At 55.1% G+C, this 19513-nt stretch carries 19 protein-coding genes; 10 read left to right on the forward strand and 9 right to left on the reverse strand.

The window, feature by feature from the left end; translation table 11 throughout:
* Positions 1-108 precede the first annotated feature (108 nt).
* On the reverse strand, positions 109-1044 hold the full coding sequence (locus L1I42_RS06105; protein ID WP_236113597.1) for a hypothetical protein: 936 nt from the start codon (positions 1042-1044) through the stop codon (positions 109-111).
* Positions 1045-2113: 1069 nt separating this feature from the next.
* Entirely contained in the window at positions 2114-3439 is a 1326-nt protein-coding gene (locus L1I42_RS06110) for a DEAD/DEAH box helicase (RefSeq protein ID WP_236113598.1), read from the reverse strand.
* Positions 3440-3701: 262 nt separating this feature from the next.
* Here L1I42_RS06110 and L1I42_RS06115 point away from each other — a divergent pair, with 262 nt between their 5' ends.
* From L1I42_RS06115 to L1I42_RS06140, 6 genes are all read left to right on the forward strand, one after another.
* Positions 3702-4253, forward strand: coding sequence for a helix-turn-helix domain-containing protein (locus L1I42_RS06115; protein ID WP_236113599.1), 552 nt, complete (start codon positions 3702-3704; stop codon positions 4251-4253).
* Positions 4254-4259: 6 nt separating this feature from the next.
* Positions 4260-4805 carry a GNAT family N-acetyltransferase gene (locus L1I42_RS06120; RefSeq protein WP_236113600.1) on the forward strand — a complete coding sequence of 182 codons (546 nt, stop codon included), beginning with the start codon at positions 4260-4262 and terminating at the stop codon, positions 4803-4805.
* Complete coding sequence (locus tag L1I42_RS06125) at positions 4787-5362, forward strand: DMT family transporter (protein WP_236113601.1); 576 nt, start codon at positions 4787-4789, stop codon at positions 5360-5362. Before L1I42_RS06120 ends, L1I42_RS06125 begins: the two co-directional genes overlap by 19 nt.
* Complete coding sequence (guaA, locus tag L1I42_RS06130) at positions 5359-6927, forward strand: glutamine-hydrolyzing GMP synthase (RefSeq protein WP_236113602.1); 1569 nt, start codon at positions 5359-5361, stop codon at positions 6925-6927. The genes L1I42_RS06125 and guaA overlap by 4 nt, the downstream gene beginning before the upstream one ends.
* 626 nt (positions 6928-7553) lie before the next feature.
* The gene (locus tag L1I42_RS06135) at positions 7554-8120 is read left to right on the forward strand and encodes an NnrU family protein (protein ID WP_236113603.1); all 567 of its coding nucleotides are present in this window, start codon (positions 7554-7556) and stop codon (positions 8118-8120) included.
* 264 nt (positions 8121-8384) lie between these two features.
* Positions 8385-9011, forward strand: a complete 627-nt coding sequence (locus L1I42_RS06140; RefSeq protein ID WP_236113604.1) for a hypothetical protein — start codon at positions 8385-8387, stop codon at positions 9009-9011.
* A 16-nt stretch (positions 9012-9027) separates the two neighbouring features.
* Here the strand turns inward: L1I42_RS06140 and L1I42_RS06145 are convergent, their stop codons facing one another.
* Positions 9028-9381: a TraR/DksA family transcriptional regulator gene (locus L1I42_RS06145; RefSeq protein ID WP_236113605.1), complete on the reverse strand. Its 354-nt coding sequence runs from the start codon at positions 9379-9381 to the stop codon at positions 9028-9030.
* Between the two features lie 143 nt (positions 9382-9524).
* On the opposite strand from L1I42_RS06145, the gene L1I42_RS06150 reads away from it, so the two are divergent.
* Entirely contained in the window at positions 9525-10238 is a 714-nt protein-coding gene (locus tag L1I42_RS06150; protein WP_236113606.1) for a tetratricopeptide repeat protein, read from the forward strand.
* A 39-nt stretch (positions 10239-10277) separates the two neighbouring features.
* Complete coding sequence (gene der / locus L1I42_RS06155; RefSeq protein WP_236113607.1) at positions 10278-11744, forward strand: ribosome biogenesis GTPase Der; 1467 nt, start codon at positions 10278-10280, stop codon at positions 11742-11744.
* Between the two features lie 37 nt (positions 11745-11781).
* Here the strand turns inward: der and L1I42_RS06160 are convergent, their stop codons facing one another.
* A complete protein-coding gene (locus tag L1I42_RS06160) occupies positions 11782-12381 on the reverse strand; it encodes a LysE family translocator (protein WP_236113608.1) in 600 nt (199 codons plus the stop codon).
* Positions 12382-12535: 154 nt separating this feature from the next.
* Here L1I42_RS06160 and L1I42_RS06165 point away from each other — a divergent pair, with 154 nt between their 5' ends.
* Together L1I42_RS06165 and L1I42_RS06170 are read left to right on the forward strand one after the other, a co-directional pair.
* The gene (locus L1I42_RS06165; RefSeq protein WP_236113609.1) at positions 12536-13153 is read left to right on the forward strand and encodes a LysE family translocator; all 618 of its coding nucleotides are present in this window, start codon (positions 12536-12538) and stop codon (positions 13151-13153) included.
* A gap of 138 nt (positions 13154-13291) precedes the next feature.
* Entirely contained in the window at positions 13292-13657 is a 366-nt protein-coding gene (locus tag L1I42_RS06170; protein WP_236113610.1) for a 2-phosphosulfolactate phosphatase, read from the forward strand.
* A 217-nt stretch (positions 13658-13874) separates the two neighbouring features.
* Here L1I42_RS06170 and L1I42_RS06175 read toward each other — a convergent pair whose 3' ends face one another.
* The 5 genes from L1I42_RS06175 to alr all read right to left on the reverse strand — a co-directional run bounded on the left by L1I42_RS06175 (position 13875) and on the right by alr (position 19469).
* On the reverse strand, positions 13875-14612 hold the full coding sequence (locus tag L1I42_RS06175) for an SDR family NAD(P)-dependent oxidoreductase (protein ID WP_236113611.1): 738 nt from the start codon (positions 14610-14612) through the stop codon (positions 13875-13877).
* 3 nt (positions 14613-14615) lie between these two features.
* Positions 14616-16136, reverse strand: a complete 1521-nt coding sequence (gene purF, locus L1I42_RS06180; protein ID WP_236113612.1) for an amidophosphoribosyltransferase — start codon at positions 16134-16136, stop codon at positions 14616-14618.
* Between the two features lie 120 nt (positions 16137-16256).
* Positions 16257-16841 carry a CvpA family protein gene (locus L1I42_RS06185; RefSeq protein WP_236113613.1) on the reverse strand — a complete coding sequence of 195 codons (585 nt, stop codon included), beginning with the start codon at positions 16839-16841 and terminating at the stop codon, positions 16257-16259.
* A gap of 99 nt (positions 16842-16940) precedes the next feature.
* Positions 16941-18338 (reverse strand): DNA repair protein RadA, encoded by a 1398-nt coding sequence (gene radA / locus L1I42_RS06190; protein WP_236113614.1) that lies wholly within the window; start codon positions 18336-18338, stop codon positions 16941-16943.
* Positions 18339-19469, reverse strand: a complete 1131-nt coding sequence (alr, locus tag L1I42_RS06195; protein WP_236113615.1) for an alanine racemase — start codon at positions 19467-19469, stop codon at positions 18339-18341.
* Between the last annotated feature and the right edge of the window lie 44 nt (positions 19470-19513).

Here is a 19513-nt window from a genome sequence, read left to right on the forward strand (position 1 = left end):
TGGCGAGGGCATGTGAGTCTTCATAGGTGCGCGGCTCAGGTCGACAATGCATATTGTGCTGCATACCTGTCGGTCCCCTCCCAACTCCATCCCGGCCTTGAGCCGGGATCAATTCTCCCCATTAGCCGAATAGGCTCGCAACACCCGCAGTGCCATCAATGTGGTCCAGCGGCTGGGCTGGCGACCTTTTTCCATTTTGAAATGTACTTGGCCGGCGCGGGCCGCTTCGGTGCGCCAGCGGCCATCTTTGTGTCGTTTGGCCCGCAACACATCTATCGCGTCTAGCATCCGGTCATCCCAGGGCACCCGCGCGGCCTGAAAATGATCTAGGGCGCGCAAGATGTTATAGTACCAGCGCGGCGGGAAGCTGAGTTGCAAAAAGTCCTTGCGAATAATCTCGCCAGTGCGGTCCGACTTATAAAAGCGGTGCAGCAGCATGAACTCGCGCGCCGCAGCCGCGCAGTTTTTTAATTCTGCCGCGCGGTAGGTGTAGCCGTTGACGAGATATTCATGAATGCCTTCCAATACCGAGACGGTGGAGTGCAGGGAACTATGATGCGGCTTGGCGCGGTTGGAGCGGCAGTTAAATCCGCCATCCTGCATATGCTGGTCGATCAGAAAATCGACAATTGAGGTCAACTCTTCCGCAGGTGTGCCAAAATAGCTGGCATAGTTCAGCACCATGCCATTGACACAAACATCGCTGCGGGGGTCGGACTGCCCGCATCGAATGCCGCCATCATCGCTCTTTTGCTCAGCAAAAATCTTGCGAATGCTGTCGCGAATGGCGGCATGATCCGGGGCAATATTCAGCAGTTTCAGATCAAGCAGCGTATAGTGCGAGCTGATCCATTTGGGTTGATAAAAGCGATCGCCCCAAACCCCGTCAGACCCGCGCGCCGCCAAAAACTGCGCGCCCCAACCCTCCGTGGCAATGCGCGCACGAATATCGGGCCGCCCCTCATCGAGAAGGTCGCGATAGGTCTGATACTGAATGGCCGGATCGTCGGCCAATAGCCAATCAATGATTTCATCCTGAGTCATGGCAATAGATTAGCATGCGGCGCTGCTGATGAGTTGATATTGGTCAAGGGGCGCACGGCGTGTGGTTTTGGCCCCGGATCAAGTCCGGGTTTGCCCCAAATAGTGGCCTCGCAATATGCTGCCTGAAATTCAGCAATATTGGGAAGCTATTCGACCAGCATCCCCCGTTCTCCTCAGCATCACCACACGCACCGCCGTCACCCCAAGACTTGATCTTGGGGTCCATTTCACATTGGCCGCAGCGCAGGGTCAGCGCAAATTTGGTCAAACTTGTGCCAAGACTACAGGTGGAATGGATTGCAAGATCAAGTCTCGCAATGACGTAGTGGTTGAGGAGAAGGCGGGTCGCATCGAAACGCCGACTGGCCCCGGATCAAGTCCGGGGCGGTGAAGCTGGCAAAAGCATCTTGTGTAGCTGTAGGACAGCTGTCGCAGGAGGTTCGGGATGAGCGCTATTCAAGCTCATGCCTCCCCGTCACCATCCCGGCCTTGAGCCGGGATCAATTGAATGCATCTTGCAGACACATCAGCTTACAAATCGACAACGCACTTTTTAGAGTGACCACATTGCTTAACGTGGTTTTTGAAATGAAAGATTTCGCCAAGCTATTTTGGGTGCACCTTGTTACAAGGCGACAGCACCTACCAGTAATATCCACCGCCATCTTTGTTTGCGGTCAATGGCTTTTATAAGCGGTAAACGATAAACTTGTACCGACTTCAGTTTGGGCCTTTATTCTGGTCTTTTTATCTATGGTTTTAGAAACGCCCTTTTCATTTGCATTCTATGGTTTTGATCCTGACATAAAGGATCATCATACCGCATTGCCTAATGTCCCGCTAGGGAAGCAGTTTTGTGTCACACTTGTGGGATTGGGCGTGGTGTTAAGCTACTTCGCCTTGCTGGCTTTTCCAGTTTGGGCTTATCTAGTTGTGATGGCGTTTTTCTTGATAATATTGCATAATCAATATTGGCGCTCCAAACACGCTAAACGCCATAAACCACACAGCCCATAAAAAAAGCCGCCGGAAAATCCAGCGGCTTTCAAATCTTTACCCGTCAACCAAACTACGCAGCGTCACGGCGTGGCTTGCGGCTGCGTTGTGGCTTGCCGCCTTTGCGTGGGCCGTTTTTCGGGGCTGCATTTTTGTGTTGGCCATCGCGACCACCACCGCCATTGCGATTGCGGCCACCACGTGGTGGGCCACCGCGACCACGGCGTTGATTACGTTTTGGTGGGGCGCCGCGTGGAATTTCAATTTCCACTTCTTCGCCTTCCATATCCACGGCAGGAATATCCAACTGCACAAGGCGCTGGATCAGGCCCAGATAGGGCCGCTCTTCCGGATCACAGAAGGAAATCGCCAAACCAGATGCGCCGGCACGGGCCGTGCGGCCAATGCGGTGTACATAGCTTTCCGCCACTTCCGGCAATTCATAATTGACCACAAGGCCAACGCCGGGCACGTCAATGCCGCGGGCGGCAATATCGGTGGCCACAAGCACCTTGCAGGCGCCTTTTTTGAATTGCTTTAGGGCGCGCTCGCGCTGATTGTGCGACTTGTTGCCATGAATGGCCTGGGCTTTGATGCCCGAAACGCCAAGACGTTTGGCCACTTTGTCGGCACCGCGCTTTGTGCGGGTGAATACGATGGCGGTTTTGTCTTCATGCTCCAACAGCACATCAGAAATCGCTTCAATCTTGTCAGCTTTGCTCATCGAAATGACACACTGCTCGATTTTGTCGGCAGTCGGTTTGTTTGACGGCACAGACACTTCAAGCGGCTGGTGCAAATGGGAATTGCTCAGCTTGCGAATTTCTTTCGGCATGGTGGCAGAGAACAACATGGTTTGACGCTCAGTTGGCGTCAAATTCAGGATCTCTTTAATGGCGGGCAAGAAACCAATGTCGAGCATTTGGTCGGCTTCATCAAGCACCACCATTTGCACGTCATCAAGCGTCAAAGCATTTTGCTTCAACATATCTTGCAAGCGGCCTGGGGTGGCGATCAGAATATCAACGCCTTGCTGCAACTGGTTTTTCTGCACCCGATAGGACACGCCGCCAACAATGGTGGCTACGCGCAAATTGGTGCGGGCAGAGTAATTGCGCACAGATTCGTGAATCTGAGCCGCCAACTCACGGGTTGGCGAAAGGATCAAGGCGCGCAAGCGCTTATTTTTCGGCGCAGGCCCTTGGGCTTGCAGCTTATGCACGATCGGCAGCGAAAAGGCTGCGGTTTTACCAGTGCCGGTTTGGGCAAGGCCCACAATATCACGCCCATCCAAGGCAGCCGGAATGGCTTTGGATTGGATAGGGGTGGGCTCGTTCAACCCAAGTTTAGGCAAAACGGCAAGAATCGGCTTCGCTAAGCCGAATAGTTCAAAACTCAATGGAATATCTTTCGTTGTTGGCGCCGGCAGCATCCGAGTCTCGTTATGAACTAACTTTGCTCGGCTTATGACAGGGATGTCATTCTGATAGCGCGTGGCCAAAAATAATTTCGGGCCGGTCCAAATCTGCGCTCAAACAACATTATGCGGCGATAAAGTCAAGCGAATTCGCATAAATTGCCAAATGAAGGCTGCAAAAGGCAGATATTTTTCGCTTGCCATATATGAGAAAATATCTCATTTTAGAGAATATGAGGGCGCTATGGACAATTTTACATCGCAATTGGCGGAACGACTGAAAACATTGCGACAGGATGCTGACCTGACGCTGGATCAATTGGCGCAGCAATCTGGCGTTAGCCGGGCCACGCTGTCTCGCTTGGAAAAAGGCGAGGTGAGCCCGACGGCTGAAGTGTTGGGCAAATTATGCGCCGTTTATGGGCTGCCCATGTCGCGCCTGATGGCCATGGTCGAACAAGAATTTGTGCCGCTGGTGCGTCAGGAGGAGCAGGAGTTTTGGCACGATGCCAAAACTGGCTTTACCCGCACCAAAGTGTCGCCTCCCGCGGCCAAGCTAAAGGGCGAGGTCATTCGCGGCCGGTTGGAGCCGGGCTGTCAGATCATTTATGATCAACCGTCATTGGCCGGGCTGGAGCATCATCTGGTGATGCTGGACGGGGCGCTTTTAATCCGCATTGACGATCAGCATTTTCGCCTGAAGACAGGCGATTGCCTGCGCTATCAACTCTTTGCCAGTTCTGAATTTATCGCCCCGCCCGATAGCGGCGCGGAGTATCTAATTATGCTTGTGTGAGGATTTATGCAGATTTTGCGCGCCACGCTGGATCAGTTTGATCAGCATTTCGATGATCTGGTCGAAATTTTGCAGCAAACCGTCAACCACGGTGCGGCTGTGGGCTTTATCGCACCGCTCAGCGCCGAGCGGGCAGCACAATTTTGGCAGGAGACGATCCGTCCCGCCGTGGCCAGCGGCGACCGGGCCTTGTTTTTGGCGCTGGAGGAGGGGCGGGCCGTGGGCACGGCGCAATTGATATTGGGCATGCCCGACAATCAGCCCCATCGTGGCGAAGTCTCCAAAATGATGGTGCATCCTGACCATCGCCGCAAAGGCATTGCCCACCACCTGATCGCGCGGCTGGAAGAGGAGGCTAGGGCCCATCATCGCTGGCAGATCACGCTGGATACACGCACCGGCGGCGGGGCAGAGCCGTTCTATCATCGCATGGGCTATAAGGTGGCCGGGATCATTCCCAATTTTGGGAAAAACGCCACAGACGACGCATTCCATGCCACCACCTACATGTACAAAACGCTGGATGAGCGCCGATGCCAACAGGCTGGCTAATCGGCGGGCTGATGGTCGCCGCCATTTTGGGCGGCGCGCTGATCGCGGCGCAGGGGCCCATCTATGCCCGCATGGCTGTGGGCCTGGGCAATCCCATCACTGCAACATTGATGGCTTTTCTGATTGCCACTTGTGCTATCAGTTTGGTTGCCATCATAACAAAGGCACCGATGCCCGATGGGCAGGCGGTGCGCACCATGCCGCCTTGGGTGTGGCTTGGCGCGCTGGTCGGCGTTTATCAGGTGCTGGTGTCCATCTTTGCGGTGCCACGTTTGGGCGTGGCGCCCTTTATTTTGCTGGTGATTGTGGGACAGATTTGCGCCAGCCTGCTTTATGATCATTTCGGCCTGTTTGACCTCAAAATTCGACCCGTGAATGTGCAGGCGATGCTGGGTGCAACACTTGTCATTATCGGCGCGTTGCTGGTGATTTGGCGGTCAATTCTAGTTGCGCGGCAGCCCGGGCAAATAAAACCGTCAATTGCACTCATTTTTTGCCAGAATCGGCGTGAATCCCGGTTGCGGAATCTCACAATTGGGGGTAAAGCGTCGCCATGACAGACATCATCCACGACACCACCCAAAATATCCTCATTATGGACTTCGGTTCACAAGTGACCCAGCTTATTGCACGTCGCGTACGCGAGGCGGGCGTTTATTGCGAAGTTCATCCCTTCAACAATCTTGGCGACAAGCTTGAAACCCTCAAGCCCAAAGGCGTGATCCTTTCCGGTGGCCCGGCAAGCGTGACCGATGACATGGCGCCAGAAATCCACCCCGACATTTGGGCGCTGGATGTGCCGGTGTTCGGCATCTGCTATGGCCAGCAAGCCATGTGCATGTCGCTCGGCGGCAAAGTTGAAGGCGGCGACCACCGCGAATTTGGCCGCGCTGATGTGGAAATCACCGCGCCGTGCCCACTGTTTGAAGGTGTCTGGGACGTGGGCCAGAAATATCCTGTGTGGATGAGCCATGGCGACCGCGTGGTGGATATTCCCGAAGGGTTTGTGGTGAAAGGCAAATCGCCCGGCGCACCTTTTGCGCTGATCGCCCATGAAGCAAAAAAACGCTTTGCGGTGCAGTTCCACCCCGAAGTGGTGCACACCCCGGATGGTGCGAAACTGATTTCCAATTTCGTCCATAAAATCTGTGGTTGCGACAATTCATGGACCATGGCCGCCTATCGCGAAATGGCCATTGAACGCATCCGCGAAGAAGTGGGCGACGCCAAAGTGATTTGCGGCCTGTCCGGCGGCGTCGATTCCTCTGTGGCTGCGGTGTTGATCCATGAAGCGATTGGCGATCAGCTGACCTGTATCTTTGTGGATCACGGCCTTTTGCGGATGAATGAAGCGGAAGAAGTGGTGACCCTGTTCCGCGACCATTACAACATCCCGCTGGTGCATGTGGATGCCGAAGACACCTTTATGGGCGAGCTGGACGGCAAGTCGGACCCGGAAGAAAAGCGCAAAATCATCGGCCGCTTGTTCATCGAAACCTTTGAAGAAGAAGCGAAAAAAGTGGGCGGTGCTGAGTTTTTGGCGCAGGGCACACTTTATCCTGACGTGATCGAAAGCGTCAGCTTCACGGGCGGTCCATCCGTCACCATCAAATCGCACCACAATGTGGGCGGCTTGCCGGAAAAGATGAATTTGAAGCTGGTCGAGCCACTGCGCGAACTTTTCAAAGACGAAGTGCGCGAACTGGGCCGCGAGCTTGGACTGCCCGACAGCTTTGTGGGCCGCCACCCGTTCCCCGGACCGGGCCTGGCCATCCGCTGCCCCGGCGGCATCAACAAAGAAAAAGCCGACATTTTGCGCAAAGCCGATGCGATCTATCTCGATGAGATCCGCAAGTCTGGCCAATATGACAAGATCTGGCAGGCATTCGCCGTGCTGCTGCCCGTGCAAACCGTTGGCGTGATGGGCGATGGCCGCACCTACGAATTCGTATGCGCCCTGCGGGCTGTTACGTCGGTCGATGGCATGACTGCCGATTTCTATCATTACGATATGGAATTCCTCGGCCGCACCGCCACACGCATCATCAACGAAGTCAAAGGCATCAACCGCGTCGTCTATGATGTGACCTCAAAGCCCCCGGGGACTATTGAGTGGGAGTGAGGAGCGTTGGCCGTTAGGCCAGAAAAAGCCAATGATTTGGCTTTTTAAGCAACGAACGCCCCGAGCTTTGCGAGGGGCCAGACCGACTGGTAGCGTAGAATTGGTCCAGTGGACCAATTTGAGTTGCGAACGCCCGAAGCCAGCCTGCGTGGCGCGAACGCAGAAAGAAACAGCGCGGCGTAGGGCTAGGCGTTGGCCACTTGTAAGTTGCGATTGTCGCAAATACCTCAGGGTTTGGCCGCCGTTGAATTGGCCCCGGATCAGGTCCGGGGCGGCCGGAGTGAGCGTTGCCCACTCATCTCGTGGCATTCCCGGCCTTGAGCCGGGATCGGTTGGCAATTTTTGCTCGGCCTGGTGATCTTCGTGCATGTTGATGGCTGTTATGATTTCCTATGCCAACACAAGGGTGACACGGATACCAAGACCAATTCTAGCGCTGAGGCGGGGCCACGGATGAGGTCCGGGGCGGAGAGAGGGCTGGCAACCTAAAGCCACGCCGGTGCGCAACGCAAAATCGAATAAACAAACACCAGCGACGCATCATTTGATGCGCCGTTTTGTTGATCGCTATTGCGTCCAGCCAAAAGTCTTCCTACATTGCATTCAATAATTTTTAGGGGGATAAAATGGTCTGGTTAATCTTGGGCTTAGTCTTGTTTTTGGGCGTTCATTCGGCACGGATGTTGGTGCCTGATTTCCGGGAAAAATTCATCGCCAAACATGGCGAGATGATGTGGAAAGGGCTTTATGCCATCGAATCGCTGATCGGTCTGGCGCTGATCATTTGGGGCTATGGCCAGGCGCGCATGGACCCGGTTATTCTTTATGAAACACCTTATTTCTTCCGCCATATCGCCCATTTGCTGATGCTGGTGGCCTTCATCGTGCTGGCCGCGGCCTATGTGCCCGCAGGCAAAATCAAGGCAGCAACCAAGCACCCGATGATCCTGTCGGTCAAAATCTGGGCCTCCGCCCACTTGCTGGTGAATGGCGATCTCGCCTCGCTGATCCTGTTCCTCAGCTTCCTCGCCTGGGCCGTCTGGAACCGCATCAACGTCAAACGCCGCGGCGAACCCACACCTGACGCGGGGCCGGTGACCAATGACATGATTGCCGTAGTTATCGGCGGCGTAGCGTTTGTGATCTTCGCCTTCTGGGGCCACGGGACACTGATTGGGGTGCCGTTGTTTTAATGGAGTGTGAGGTTGGTTGCGAATGCTGAGGGCGCATCAACTTTCGTCAGTGATGCTTTGTTAGGAATGTCTGTAAATGAATGCAGAGTTTGCAGAGGTTCGAGGGTTCCTCGATAGCATCATTTCATTTAGGATGATCTAAAATTTAAGTGTGTGCTAGTAGATGATCAGTGAGCATTGGGAGAAGAGTATTTTTATACCTAGTCGCTTTTTATGGTGATTGTCATAGACCTTTACTAGTTCAATTTTATTTTCGGAGAACTTATGAAACGTTTTTTATTCCTTTCGCTATTTGCAGCATTTGTTTTGGCGGGCTGTAAAGCAGATAATGTGCAAATCGAGTTGCAGACTTCCGATATTGTTGACGTCGCCCAAGGTGGGGCAACAATGGTTGAGTTTGAAGCGGAGTTCTCCAATTTTGGTGAACTTGACGATGAGCAGCGTGCCCAGGTAAGTGCGCTTGAGTCAATCTTGGAGAATTATCTCACACTTAACGATTTTGAATTAGCGCATACAGAAACTGGCTTTAAAGTGACGATTGAAGGGGAAATTACAATGACCTCTGATTTAAACGTTGATGACGCCTATTTCATCGGTGTCGCACAATCGGATATTGTGAGAGATGCCACTTTAGTCCAGTTAAAGACCGGAAGTGATTTTGACCGAATGCAGCGAGAGATGAAGGCAGTAAATTTCATGTTGGCACCAGATGCCTTTCATCCTACTCGCTTTCGTCTGCGCGGTGAAGCGCCTATGGACATACTGGCCCCTGCCGTACAGATCGATGGTCACCATTATCTTATGTGGCAAGGTACAGCTCGAGATCGACTATCGTTGGTTTTTTCAGGTGGGGCTTTTGAAGAGGTTGGGGCAGGCTTTTTTATCCGCTAAAGGCAAATATTAGTGCTCACTCATTCCCCGCCGCACACCGAATGCAAAACGCGGCGGCCGGATCAACCTCGAGGCGCTGTTTCGCGATCGGATCGCCGCAATCTTCGCAAAAGCCGTAATCGTCATTTTCGATGCGGGTGAGGGCCATCTCGATGCGGGTGCGTTCGCGTTGGCGGTGGCGTTTTTGGGCTTGGGCCATGGCTTGCCCCTGCATTGCATCCATGCGGGAAAGGCGGCCGACGGATTGCTGGTCGAGTTCGACGGCTTGCCGTGCTTCTTCGCCCAGCGCGTCAATGGCTTGCAGCTCTTGCTGTTTGGCCAGCAAAATATCTTTGAAGGCCGCGATTTCTTTTGCGCTTAACTCATCCATAAGCCGCTGATTTTAACTGCTTTTACAAAAATTCAAAGGGGCCACGAATTTTCACTGCATTTTGCTTCAGATAAATTGCATTTTTGTTGGCTTCACACTATGGTGCAGCACTCAAATACAGCCCGAATAAAGAGCAATAGCATATGTCAGACGAAATTTTTCACGAAGTCGAAGAAGATTTGCGGAATGAACGCATGCGTAGACTGTGGCGCCAGTTTGGCCCCTATGTGATTGGCGCAGCGGTGCTGATTGTGCTTGTTGTGGCGGGCAATGAAGCCTGGCGCTGGTGGCAAAGCTCACAGCAAAACAGTTCTGCCGAACAATTTGTGGCGGCGCTGGACGAGGTGGAAGCCGGAAATTATCAGGCCGGCCTTGAAGCGCTGGACAAAGTGCAGGCCGAAGGTGCGGGCAAATATCCGGCGCTCGCGAGCTTCCGTGAAGCTGCCGCCTTGGCCCAGCAGGGGCAAATTGATGAGGCTGTGGCCACTTATGATGCCATTGCCGCAGGCCAAAGCGATCAGCGCTTGCGCGAATTGGCATCGCTATTTGCCGCTTATTTGCTGGTAGATGGCGGTGATCCCTTGGCGGTGAGCCAGCGGGTGGGCGATTTGCAGGTTGACGGACATCCGATGCGCAGTGCTGCGCGTGAGGCGCTTGGACTGGCCTATTACAGCGCAGGCGATTTCGCGGCGGCCTATACGCAGTTTGAGGCTGTGGCCAATGATCGTGGTGCACCGCGCAACCTGGCGCAGCGTGTTGGCCTTTATTTGGCCCAACTTGAATCGCAAGGCGTAACCGGTGCGCAGAGCGAAGAAGCGGCTGCTGCAACCGAAGAAGACGCCGCAGCGAGCGAATAACGCTGCTGGCGTAAAATCTGGCCGAGTGGAGCCATCAAAATGAGTGTATCTGTTGCGATCGTTGGGCGCCCCAATGTCGGCAAATCGACATTGTTTAATCGCCTGGTGGGCAAAAAACTGGCGCTGGTGGATGATTCCCCCGGCGTAACGCGTGACCGACGCGAAGGCACGGGCCGCATCGGCGATCTCACCTTCAATCTGATCGACACCGCAGGCTATGAAGATGCCGACGATGGCAGCCTTGAAGCGCGGATGCGCCAGCAAACGGAAGAAGCGATCCGCGTGGCGGACGTGATCTTGTTTATGATCGACGCGCGCGCGGGCGTGACGCCGATGGACGAGCATTTTGGCCGCCTGCTGCGCAAGGCCGACAAAAAGGTCACGCTGGTGGCCAACAAATATGAAGGCCAATTGGCCGATGAAGGCCTTTACGAGGCTTTCAAACTGGGCTTTGGCGAACCGATTGCGCTTTCCGCTGAACATGGCATGGGCCTGGCCGACCTTTACAATATTGTCGCCACCACCATTGAAGAGGCAGAAGAAAACCTGAAAGAGGGCGAAGCTGAATTTGAGGCGGCCGTGGCCAACCTTGATGAAAGCATGATGCCCGAAATCAATGTCGATCTGGAAGAAGACGGCAAAGGCGTTGAAGACGGCAAGGGCACCTATGACCCAAACCGCTTTTTGAACGTGGCCATCGTGGGCCGCCCCAATGCGGGCAAATCCACGCTGATCAACAAGATGGTGGGCGCGGAGCGCGTGCTGACCGGCCCGGAAGCCGGGATCACCCGCGACGCCATTATGGTGCCCTGGGAATGGCAGGGCCGAACCATCAATCTGGTGGACACGGCAGGCATTCGCAAAAAGTCCAAAGTGCAGCAAAAGTTGGAAAAGCTTTCGGTGGCCGATGCTTTGCGCTCTATTCAATATGCCGAGATTGTGGTGCTGATGCTGGACGCCACCATCCCCTTTGAAAAACAGGATCTGCAATTGGCCGATCTGGTGGAACGCGAAGGCCGGGCCATCGTGATCGCGCTCAACAAATGGGATTTGGTGAAGGACAAGCAGGGTCAACTCAAAGACATGAAAGAAGCGTGCGAGCGCTTGCTGCCGCAGCTCAAAGGCGTGCCATTGGTAACCCTGTCCGGCCTGCGCGGCAAAAATATCGACCGGCTGATGGAAGCGGTGCTGAAGGTGGAAAAGACTTGGAATTCAAGGATTTCCACTGCGCGTTTGAATCGTTGGTTGACCGGCATGACCGAAAGTCATCCGCCCCCGGCCGTGTCGGGTCGCCGCATAAAATTGCGCTATATGACCCAGGCGAAAACCCGGCCGCCCAGCTTTATCATTTTTTGTTCGCGCCCGGACGCGCTGCCAAAATCCTATGAGCGATATTTGGTGAAAGGCCTGCGCGAAACCTTCGGTTTGGAAGGGGTGCCCATCCGCTTGTGGATCAGGGGCGGGCAAAACCCATATCATGAAAAAGGCAAGTTTAAGCCATCATAGAATATCAAAGGGTCGCGGAAGCGGCCCTTTTATTTTCTTACGCCTTTTGCACCAGCGCGGCGGCCATGGCCGAGCCGAGCAAGCCCGTCGCCGCACCATATTTAAGGGTGATTTGCCCCGCATGATTTTCGAACAGGAGGCGGCTATAGCCCGCCAACAGGGCACAAATGGCAAATATCGCGAACACCAATCCCATAAACAGCGGCACCAGCACCATCAGCTGCGCCACAACGTCTCCCCGATGATCAATAAATTGCGGGAAAAAGGCGACAAAAAAACCGACCGCCTTGGGGTTGAGGGCGGTGATGGCGAACCCTTGGGTGAACGGGGCCTGAACCTTCTGATTGGCATCCAGCTTGATTTCAGCTGACGCCCGCAATTGCTTGATGCCCAGATGAATCAGATAGGCGACACCAGCCCATTTGACCAGATTGAACAGCATCACAGAACTCTGCAAGACAGCGCCAAGACCGAGGAGAGAGATGGTGAGCAACATCGCATCCGCCACCAACACACCGAGCGTGTATTTAAGCCCGGCAATCGTGCCTTGCCGAAGGCTCACCACAAGCAGCAGCAAGATGGACGGGCCGGGAACAATGGTGATCAAACAGGTTGCGATGATAAACCCAATTAGCATGGCAAATCTCCTTTGCCTCAATTAGGCATGGTTGCGTCATCAATCAAAATGATAAATAGGAATATGACTATTTATGATTCTGATGAAATTGGCTTGACGACGACATGGCGCGGGCATAGCTTGAGGTCAACTGACCATTGATTGAGTTTCTCACATGACCACTGTTTCTCTGATCGCTTATTGCATCGCGCTGGCCATCGCTGTGGCCATTCCCGGCCCGGGCATTATGGCCCTTTTGGGCACCGCGCTGGGCCGTGGCTTTAAACCGGCCTTCGCCATGCTGGTGGGCATCACCTTTGGCGATTTGACATGGCTGACTTTAGCGATCTTGGGGCTAGCCGCCGTGAGTGAGCTTTATGCAGACGCCTTTCTGGTGGCCAAATTTATCGGCGCCGCTTATTTGCTTTATCTGGCCTATAAGTTCTGGACCAGCAGCGAAGCGCCGCAAAAAACAGAAGTGGTCAATAAACGTGGGATCATGGCGCTGACGCTGAATGGTTATATTATCTGCCTCAGCAACCCCAAGCCAATCCTGTTCTATCTGGCGCTTGCGCCCGTGCTGCTGGATATGAGCGCCATTACGCTTTCAGACTATTTCGTCATTTTGGGCTGCACCGCCGCCATTCTGTTGCTGGTGGCTGTGCCTTATCTGCTGGTCGCTGCAGGCGCCCGCGAATGGCTCTCCTCCACCCGCGTCTATAAATGGATGAACCGCTCCGCCGCCGTGATCATCGGCGCCGCAGCGCTGGCAATCGGCTTTCGGGCGCACTAAGCGAAAGCAGGGTCTTTTCAATCGTCATTACCGGGCTTGACCCGTTAATCCAGATTGACTGTCGGTTTTTAACGGCCCAGGGCGTCGGGTGTTTTGCACTTTCGACAAGTTGCCTGGACCCTCGGGTCAAGCCCGAGGGTGACGGCGGTAGGAGTTGACGGCAGTTTGGGCCCCGCCTTTGAGGATCAATTGGCGGCTGGCGCCATTGCGCGCTATCTGGATGGTCGCTTGTCGCCGGAAGCGGGCGCAGCCGTGGCGATCTTTTCATCCTTTGAATGGGATTTGCTGGCGCAGCTTGAGCAATCTACATCCGGGCAGGAGTTGATTGAGCGCGGCTTTCAGGAAGATGTAATCTGGGCGAGCCAGCTTAATGCGTCCGATTGCGTACCGCGCTTGCAGGCCTTGCCGCGTTCATATGAAGAGGTGGGCATGACCGTGGACGATATGCCCGCTGGCATGACTGCTGGTCAGGCGATATGTTTTTATGCGGATCGTTTGGCGTAAGGGTCTGCCACCCAATCTCTTGAGGTTTTATCGCCCGACCCTAACCTCTCCCCAATCAAGGGGTGGAGAAATGGTTGGTGCCATGCGACGACTTCCCCCGTGGCCATCCCGGCCCTGAGCCGGGATCAAGTTAAATCGCTAATGCTGCCAGAACCCTCGGGTCAAGCCCGAGGGTGACGGGAGAGGTCTCATGACGTCACCCAAGGTGGTTTACGAGTTATAGCGGCGAGGTCTCGCCGTTATTCTTCAAATCGATAAACTGGCCGTTTTCAGTGTAAGACGGCGTGATCAGATCGACGAATTTCGGGGCGATCTCGCGGGGGTGGGGCAAGGTGTCCGGATTTTCGCCGGGCACGGCCTTGGCGCGCATTTGGGTGCGGGTGGGGCCGGGATTGACCACATTGATATTGAGCGGTGTGTTGGCATGTTCGCCGGCATAGGATTTTGCCATGGCGTTAAGCGCCGCCTTGGTGGCAGCATATAGACCCCAATAGGGCTTGCAGCTATAGGCGGAACTGGACGAGACAAACAAAACGCGCCCCGCATCGGATTGCTTCAATAGCGGCTCCAGCGAGCGGATCAGGCGGAAATTGGCGGTGACATTGAGCTTGAAGACTTTGTCGACCTCTTTCGGGTCCAGATGGCTGACCGGCGTGATTGAGCCGAGCATGCCGGCATTGCCGATCAACGCATCCAGCTTACCCCAACGTTCAAAAATGGCGCGCCCCATCCGGTCAATCGCATCACCATCCATCAAATCCATGGGCACCAGCGTGGCGCTGCCGCCTGCGGCCTGAATTTCATCGTCCAAATCTTCCAAACCGCCCACCGTGCGGGCAATGGCGATCACATGTGCACCGCGATTTGCCGCTTCAATGGCGGTGAAATAGCCAATACCTCGAGAGGCCCCTGTGACCACAATCACACGGCCGGCCAGATCTTGTTCTTCTGTCATGGATTATCCTGCCTCTCTGAGCATAGAGCGTTGTTTGATATTGCCTTTTTCCGCTTCCAGATCCACCAGGCGGGTCGGGTATTCACCGGTGAAATAATGGTCGGTAAATTGCGGATTTTTGGGGTCGCGTTTCACGCCGCCAACGGCCTCATAAAGCCCGTCTACAGAAAGAAAATGCAGGCTGTCGCAACCGATAAATTCGCACATGGCGTCATGATCTACATATTGATTGGCAATCAATTTGGAGGGATCTGGCGTATCAATGCCATAATAATCGGAATGGGTGATCTTGGGGCTGGACACGCAAAGATGCACTTCCTTTGCCCCGGCATCGCGGACCATTTGCACGATTTTGAGCGAGGTGGTGCCGCGCACCACAGAATCGTCCACCAGGATCACACGCTTGCCATCCAATTGCCCCCGATTGGCCGAGTGCTTCAACTTCACGCCAAAGGCGCGGATTTGCTGGCTCGGCTCAATAAAGGTACGGCCCACATAATGGTTGCGGATGATGCCCAACTCAAACGGAATGCCACTTTCCTGCGCGTAGCCAATGGCCGCCGGGGTCCCCCCATCGGGAATGGGCACAACCACATCTGCATCCACCTGCGCCTCGCGGGCCAGATTGATGCCCATATTTTTGCGCACATTATAAACGGAGCGTCCCGACACAATGCTGTCTGGTCGCGCAAAATAGACATATTCAAACAGACACATGCGCTCTGGCTTTTCGCCAAACGGCATGGAGGATTCAATCGTGATCTCGCCATTGGCCTGGCGTTCACAAATGATCACTTCGCCATTTTTGATGTCGCGCACAAATTTCGCGCCGATAATGTCTAAAGCGCAGGTTTCCGACGCCAGAATGGGAGAGCCGTTCAAATCGCCCAAGACCAGCGGGCGAATGCCGTTCGGATCGCGCGCGCCAATCAATTTGGTGCGGGTGAGGGCGATCAGGGCATAGCCGCCTTCCATCTGGCTGATGGCATCAATAAAGCGGTCGGAAGAGCGCTGTTTTTGCGACCGGGCGATCAAATGCACCACTACCTCGGAATCCGATGTGGATTGGCAAATGGCACCGTCTTTGATGATCTCTTTGCGCAGCTTGAGGGCATTGGTGAAATTGCCATTATGGGCCACGGCGATGCCACCGGCGCTCAATTCAGCAAACAAAGGTTGCACATTGCGCAGGGCGGTTTCCCCGGTTGTGGAATAGCGCACATGACCGATAGCGGCTTTGCCCGGCAGGCGCTCCAAGGTCGCGGCGTCGGTATAATGGTCGCCCACAAGGCCCATATGCCGTTCGGAGCGAAACTGCTCGCCATCAAAAGTGACAATGCCTGCGGCTTCCTGACCCCGGTGCTGAAGCGCGTGCAAGCCCAAAGCGGTGAGGGCGGCGGCATCATCTTGCTCGCCTAAAATCCCGAAGACCCCGCATTCCTCACGCAAACTATCTCCATCAAGATCAAATTCTTCATGGCCATCCTGGGTACCAGCCGCGCTGGTTGCGTGTGGTGCGTGCATCAGCAATTCCGCCCTATAGACAAAAAGGGGTTACCATATAATCGGCTCATTACGCCGCTCTTAGACGAGAGTCAACTCATCTCGCCCCGGATTCCAGTCAACAATTAGGCGCATAGGCCGCTAGGTCGAGCTGGTCTCCAATTCTTCTTCCAACTGGTCCGTACCTTCGGTCACCGGCACTTCTTGCTCTGGTCCGGAGCTGCCGCGCAGAAAGTCTGTGACCATTTCTTCCACATTATCCGGCAGGGCCGCAATCAGATCATCACCAATTGAGGTGAGCATCGGCATGGTTTTGCTGTCTGCCGCAAAGCGCTGCAGCTCATTGGCGAAAAGCCACTGGCCGAAAATCAGCAATACCACCACGATCAGAATGCCGCGAACGCCGCCAAACACAAAGCCCAACGACCGGTCGAGCGGGCCGATCTTACTGTCGGTCACCAAATCGGCGATCCACATGGTCAAGAGGTGCAAAATGATCAGCGCCACCACGAAGCTGGCCAGCACCGTCACAATGTCGGCCACAGTCGGGTCCGCTACATAATTGCGGGCCAATTCGGGATGGTTGGCATACATCCACCAAGCGAACACAGCAGAGCCGCCCCAAGTCACCAATGACAAAACTTCGCGGGTAAACCCACGCATGGTGGCCAAAAGCGCCGAGATCAACACAAGAACGCCAACGATAATATCAAAGGTGGTGATCATAAAAACATCCCTTTTGAACCACTTTGCGCTTCATTTACCCTTTATCGGCCAGCCTGCCAAGAGTTGATGGCCGAATTTAAAATTTTGTGCAACTGACGGTTAAACCGGCTCCCGTTGGGGATTTGCCCGCCCTTTGCTGGCAATTTGTGCCACCAGATCGGCCAATTGCTTATGACTGCCCAACTGCATCTCTAACCCTTTATCATGGTCCTTCAGCTTGGCCGTGTGGGCAATGCCAAAGCCCAGCTTTTGCGCCTCCTTCAGCCGCGTACCGGTATGGGACACAGGGCGTACGCCACCTGAAAGGCTGACTTCGCCAAAATAAACAGCGTCAGCAGGCAAGGGCGCATTGGTGAGCGAGGAGACAAGCGCCGCCGCCACCGCCAGATCGGCGGCAGGTTCGGTGATCTTGAGGCCGCCCGCCACGTTCAGATAAATGTCATTGGCCCCAATGCGCACACCGCAATGGGTTTCGAGCACCGCCAATACCATGGAGAGGCGGGCATTGTCCCAGCCCACAACGGCGCGCCGCGGCGTCCCCAAGGGGGAGGGCGACACCAGCGCCTGAATTTCCACCAGCACTGGGCGCGTGCCCTCCATGCCGGCAAAAACTGCGGATCCGGTGGCGTCTTTATCCCGTTGATCGAGAAACAAGGCTGAGGGGTTCGCCACTTCGCGCAGCCCCATATTGGCCATTTCAAAAACGCCAATTTCGTCCGTGGCGCCATAGCGGTTTTTAACCCCGCGCAAAATGCGGAAATTATGGCCGCCATCGCCTTCAAAATAGAGCACGGCATCGACCATATGTTCGACGACGCGCGGCCCGGCAATCTGCCCGTCTTTGGTCACATGGCCGACAAGCACCACGGCGGCACCGGTTTTCTTGGCATAGCGGGTCATGGCCTGAGCGCTGGTGCGCACCTGGGTGACAGTCCCCGGCGCGCTGTCGATCCGGTCGGTCCAGAGCGTCTGGATCGAGTCAATGATCACCAAATCTGGTTTGCCCGCCGCCTCCAAGGTCGCCAAAATGGTTTCCACATGGGTTTCGCTGGCCAGTTGCACCGGCGTGTCGGCCACACCAAGCCGAGAGGCGCGCAACCGCACCTGGGCAATGGCTTCCTCACCGGAAATATAAACCACATTGTGGCCTTTGGCAGCCAAGGCCGCGGCGGCCTGCAGCAACAGGGTGGATTTGCCAATGCCTGGATCGCCACCCACAAGGCTGGCGGAGCCCACAACAAAACCACCACCGGTGACCCGGTCCAGCTCGGCAATGCCGGTGATCACCCGCTGAGCATCGTCGGTGGCACCCGTCAGCGACACCAGCTCAATGGGGCGCCCCGCAGCCGTGGCGGTTTTGGGGCCAGAGCCGACCCCGGAATTGATTTGTTCCTCAACGATTGAGTTCCATTCGCCACAATTATCGCACCGCCCGGCCCAACGGGGCGTGACACTGCCACAGGACTGGCAGACAAATTGCGCCTTCTGCTTCGCCATCTAGGCTTCGCCCCCCACATAGGCGCGGCGATAGCGCCCGTGCAAATTGGTCAGCACTTCATAGCCAATGGTGCCCGCGGCGTCTGCAATATCGTCGATTGACACGTTCGGCCCTAAAATCTCAACCATTTCACCCGGCACCGGCCCGTTCGGTCCGAAATCAGTAACATCAATGGCGGTGGTGTCCATGGAAATGCGGCCAACAATCGGCGCCAGCTTCCCATTGATGGCAACGCGGGCGCCCATATGGTTGGTCGACGAGCCATTGGCACGGAAAAACCCATCGCCATACCCAATCGCGGCCAAGGCAATGCGGCTGTCGCGTTGCAAGGTATAATCGCCACCATAACCGACCGATTCACCGGTTTTGGCGTCGCGCACCTGCAAGATGGGCACTTCGAGATTGACCACATGCGACAGCGGATTTGTTCGGCCGGAAATGGCGCGGCCGCCATAAAGGGCAATGCCCGGGCGCACCAACTGAAAATGGTTATGCTTCGAGCCCATCAGCCCGGCGGAATTGGCCAGCGAGCCGGGAATATCTGGAAAATGCGCCATGATCGATTGAAAAAACGCCAATTGCGTGCGGTTTTTCTCATGGGTTGGCTGATCGCCGCAAGCCAAATGGCTCATGATCATTTGCGGCTGATATCCAGTCTTTTCCAACTGCTGGCGCACCCAGCTGACATCTGACAGGCGAAAGCCCAGCCGGTTCATGCCGGTGTCGAAATGCAGGCTGGAGGGATAGGCTTCCCCCTGTTCCACACAAAAGGCCAACCACTCTTCCAGCATCGCCATGGAATTGAGCACGGGCATCAGCCGCGCCTGCGCGTAAATCTCGGCTGTGCGTGGCCAAAGGCCACCCAACACGAAAATATGGGCGGCCGGCAGGGCCGTGCGCAAACGCAACCCTTCTTCCGGATTGGCAACAAAGAAAAATTGTGCCCCTTCCTTGGCCAGCGCTTTGGACACTTCTTCCAGCCCCAACCCATAGCCATTGGCTTTCACCACCGCGGCGGTGAGGGTCCCCGGCGAAATCTTGTCCAATGCCGCCCAGTTGCGCGCGATCGCATTCAAATCAATGGTGAGTTGACCTGAACTCAATAGCGAAGAAGCGGAGATGTCGGTCATATATGTGTCCAATGGCTCAATATTCGGCACCGCGATGCCCGTCA

Origin of the sequence: Maritalea mediterranea (genome assembly GCF_021568695.1) — a bacterium.
Taxonomy (GTDB): Bacteria; Pseudomonadota; Alphaproteobacteria; order Rhizobiales; family Devosiaceae; genus Maritalea; species Maritalea mediterranea.

Excerpts from the sequence above, each read along its gene's own strand:
- L1I42_RS06105 (WP_236113597.1), bottom strand. The coding sequence starts at position 1,044 with ATGACTCAGGATGAAATCATTGATTGGCTATTGGCCGACGATCCGGCC.
- L1I42_RS06115 (WP_236113599.1), top strand. The coding sequence starts at position 3,702 with ATGGACAATTTTACATCGCAATTGGCGGAACGACTGAAAACATTGCGA.
- L1I42_RS06120 (WP_236113600.1), top strand. The coding sequence starts at position 4,260 with ATGCAGATTTTGCGCGCCACGCTGGATCAGTTTGATCAGCATTTCGAT.
- L1I42_RS06125 (WP_236113601.1), top strand. The coding sequence starts at position 4,787 with ATGCCAACAGGCTGGCTAATCGGCGGGCTGATGGTCGCCGCCATTTTG.
- guaA (WP_236113602.1), top strand. The coding sequence starts at position 5,359 with ATGACAGACATCATCCACGACACCACCCAAAATATCCTCATTATGGAC.
- L1I42_RS06135 (WP_236113603.1), top strand. The coding sequence starts at position 7,554 with ATGGTCTGGTTAATCTTGGGCTTAGTCTTGTTTTTGGGCGTTCATTCG.
- L1I42_RS06140 (WP_236113604.1), top strand. The coding sequence starts at position 8,385 with ATGAAACGTTTTTTATTCCTTTCGCTATTTGCAGCATTTGTTTTGGCG.
- L1I42_RS06145 (WP_236113605.1), bottom strand. The coding sequence starts at position 9,381 with ATGGATGAGTTAAGCGCAAAAGAAATCGCGGCCTTCAAAGATATTTTG.
- L1I42_RS06150 (WP_236113606.1), top strand. The coding sequence starts at position 9,525 with ATGTCAGACGAAATTTTTCACGAAGTCGAAGAAGATTTGCGGAATGAA.
- der (WP_236113607.1), top strand. The coding sequence starts at position 10,278 with ATGAGTGTATCTGTTGCGATCGTTGGGCGCCCCAATGTCGGCAAATCG.
- L1I42_RS06160 (WP_236113608.1), bottom strand. The coding sequence starts at position 12,381 with ATGCTAATTGGGTTTATCATCGCAACCTGTTTGATCACCATTGTTCCC.
- L1I42_RS06165 (WP_236113609.1), top strand. The coding sequence starts at position 12,536 with ATGACCACTGTTTCTCTGATCGCTTATTGCATCGCGCTGGCCATCGCT.
- L1I42_RS06175 (WP_236113611.1), bottom strand. The coding sequence starts at position 14,612 with ATGACAGAAGAACAAGATCTGGCCGGCCGTGTGATTGTGGTCACAGGG.
- purF (WP_236113612.1), bottom strand. The coding sequence starts at position 16,136 with ATGCACGCACCACACGCAACCAGCGCGGCTGGTACCCAGGATGGCCAT.
- L1I42_RS06185 (WP_236113613.1), bottom strand. The coding sequence starts at position 16,841 with ATGATCACCACCTTTGATATTATCGTTGGCGTTCTTGTGTTGATCTCG.
- radA (WP_236113614.1), bottom strand. The coding sequence starts at position 18,338 with ATGGCGAAGCAGAAGGCGCAATTTGTCTGCCAGTCCTGTGGCAGTGTC.
- alr (WP_236113615.1), bottom strand. The coding sequence starts at position 19,469 with ATGACCGACATCTCCGCTTCTTCGCTATTGAGTTCAGGTCAACTCACC.